The sequence below is a fragment of the Ramlibacter sp. genome, from assembly GCF_050250995.1.
In the GTDB taxonomy this organism is placed as follows: domain Bacteria; phylum Pseudomonadota; class Gammaproteobacteria; order Burkholderiales; family Burkholderiaceae_C; genus Ramlibacter.
Genome location: NZ_JBFWNP010000108.1, coordinates 1 through 2,815 on the forward strand (window position 1 = coordinate 1; position 2,815 = coordinate 2,815).

The 2,815-nt window shown below is 67.4% G+C and carries 2 protein-coding genes; both read right to left on the reverse strand.

The window, feature by feature from the left end:
- Positions 1 to 33 precede the first annotated feature (33 nt).
- Entirely contained in the window at positions 34 to 2,124 is a 2,091-nt protein-coding gene (locus AB7E83_RS28155) for a PAS domain-containing protein (RefSeq protein WP_428574851.1), read from the reverse strand.
- Positions 2,121 to 2,618, reverse strand: a complete 498-nt coding sequence (locus AB7E83_RS28160; RefSeq protein WP_428574853.1) for a molybdopterin-dependent oxidoreductase — start codon at positions 2,616 to 2,618, stop codon at positions 2,121 to 2,123. The genes AB7E83_RS28155 and AB7E83_RS28160 overlap by 4 nt, the downstream gene beginning before the upstream one ends.
- Between the last annotated feature and the right edge of the window lie 197 nt (positions 2,619 to 2,815).

Consider the following 2,815-nt stretch of genomic DNA (forward strand, 5'->3'; position numbering starts at 1 on the left):
TCAAGCTGCGCGAGCTGCGCAACAAGTGGTGACCTAGCCCGCGGGCCGCGCGATCCAGATCGAGACGGGATCCTTGCGGCCGCGCAGCATGTGCGCGCCACCAGCTTCGAGTCCGATAAGCTCGATGTCGCTGGCTACGTTCTCTTCGTAAACGGCGGCCATCAGCTCGGCGCTCACAATCATAGGGGCGTTCAGCGTGCGGGTCAGGTCCTCGAGGCGGCTGGCCACGTTGATCGTGTCGCCCACGACCGCCAGTTCCATGCGCCGTGCATCACCCACGTTGCCCAAGAGGATAGAGCCGTAGTGGAGACCGATGCCGACCTCCACCTTGAACAGGCTGCGCGCGGCACGCTCCGCGTTCCAGACATTCATCGTCCGCAGCATCTCGCGCGCGCAGCGCAGGGCGTTGGTGGCGTCGCGCGGGCCCGGTTGGGGCGTGCCGAAGGTGGCCATGATGCCGTCGCCCAGATACTTGTCCAACGTACCGTCGAAGCCGAGCACGATCGGCGCCATGCGTGCATCGTAATCGCGCAGCAGGTCGAACGCCTCCTGGGCGCGCAGTTGCGCGCAGAGCTCCGTGAAGCCGACCATGTCCGCGAACAGCACCGCGACGTCGAGGGTGCGCACGGGACCGAAGCCTTTGTCCATGCTGACCAGCTCCTCGACCATGTTCGGCGAGAAGTGGCGGCTGAGGGCGGCGCGGGCGCGTTCCGCCTTCTTCAGCATGGTGACGTCAACGCTGACCGTCGCGATGTGCTGGATCGCGCCTTTGCTGTCGCGCAAGGGCTGCTTGGTCGTGAGCCAGGTCACGTCGCGCCCGTCCGGCTGGGTCACGGTTCGCTCGAAGAAAGGCAGCGGCTGGCCGGTTGAAATCACCTTCTCGTCGAGCGCCATGAAGTAGCGCGCGGCCTCTTCGTCCTGCACGTCCATCGCCGTGCGCCCGATGGCGTCTTCGGCCTTGACGCGGAACCGCTCGGCCTGGTGCCGGTTCATCAGCACGTAGCGCCCGTCCTTGTCCTTCACGTTCACGATGGCGGGCACGACGTCCACGATGCCGTGCAGCAGGCGGCGGTTTTCCTCCAGCGCTTCGGCGGCTTCGATCTCGGGCGTGATGTCGCGGCCGGTGCCGCGGTAGCCGACGAAAGTGCCGTCCGCGGCGAACACCGGCTTGCCGTGGACGCGCGAGACGCGGCGCCCGCCCGCCGAGTCTCGGTAGGCGAAGACGAAATCGCGGAACGGCCGCCGCGCGTCGAGAGCGGCCTGGTGCGCGGCCCAGAGTGCGCCGTCGTCCTTGGACGAGTCGCGGTAGAGCTCCTCGCGCGTGAAGCCGATAATCGAGCGCGCATCCTCGCCCGACTGTTGCGGCAGGCGTTCGGTCAGAAACGAGAAGCGGTGCCGCGCGTCCGTCTCCCAGACCCAATCCGAACCGGCGTCGACCACGTCGCGGAAGCGCGCTTCGCTGGCGCGCGCGACGCCTTCCGCGGCTTTCGCTTGGAGGGCCAGCTCGCGGTTGCGCCGCGCCTCGATCCGCAGCAGCAGGGCGACCAGCCCGCCGCTGATGATGATGCCGGCGAAGTAGCCCAGGATTTCGAAGATCGTGTCCTGCCGGTTTTCGCGCAGGGCGACCTGGCGCGCCAGCTCATGGTGCGCGGTTTCGAGCGAGCCGGTCTGTAGCAGCGTGGTCATGGGATCGACCACGGCGATGATGGGCGGCAGTTGCGCCGCGTCGCCGGGCGAAAGGGCCTCGACGCGCGGCGCCAACGCTTCGGCTTTCGTGACCAGGCCCGGGATGGTGGCCGGCTCGCCGCCATAGCTTTCCAGGCGGCGGCGCGGCGCGCCGTCGGCCAGGACCGCTAGGCGGCTCAGCAGCACGTCGTAGCGCTCGCGCAGGGCATCGGCGTCCATGGTGGGATCGTCCGAGACGCGGCGCCGGACGGCATCGGCGAAGCGGGCGCTTTCAAATTGCGCCTGCGTCACGAACCACAAGAGGTTCTCGCCCACGTCGTCGCGCATGTCGCGCTCGACCAGAAGCAGGCGGTAGGACGCGGTGAGGAGGCTGGTCGCGGAGATCACCAGCGCCAGGAATGCCAGCGCGGCCGTCCACCGGCGCGGCAGGCGGATCATTTCACGTCGAGGCGCTTGAGCTGCCACGCCCAGCGTGCGTCGAACTTGGAATCGTTAAGCTCGCGGTGCGCGTCGCGCGGATAGACGACCCAGAGCGGCCCCTTGTCGCGCGCGGTCAGGTCCTGCCCATCCATGCGAAACGCCAGCAGCACGTCGTAGCGCTCGAAATCCTCCATCGGGATCATGACGGCATAGTCGTTCAGCGCGATCGCGCGGATCTCGGTCCCTTTGGCGCCGGCGGTTTTCATCACGTCGCGCGCCAGGACGCCCTCGAAGGTCTTCACGCCGGTCGTCCAGGTCGTCGAGGTCTGCATCGTGCGCACGCCGAGCTTCTCCAGCATCGCGCGGTCAAAGCGCGCTTCCTTGCCGGCATTCGTGACGGCGATGCTGCCGGAAATGGTCAGCAACACGGCGCCCGTCGGACGCGGCAGCGCATCGGCGGCGATGGCCGGGAGCGTTAGAAGCACCAGAAGGAGGGCTAGGCGGAAACGCATGTGCTTTCCTGCCATCAGACGCGCGCGCTATCAATCGCGAGATCGGCCATGACGTCGGTCCTGGAGCTTAGGGTTTTCCTAACCAGTGATAATAGGTCGGGTCGTCGTCACACGGGCCGACGCCGCATTCCAATAGGGTCGAGACCAGGTTGGCCGCGACCAGGATGTCGAAGAGCCAGGAGGTCACCGACGAGATG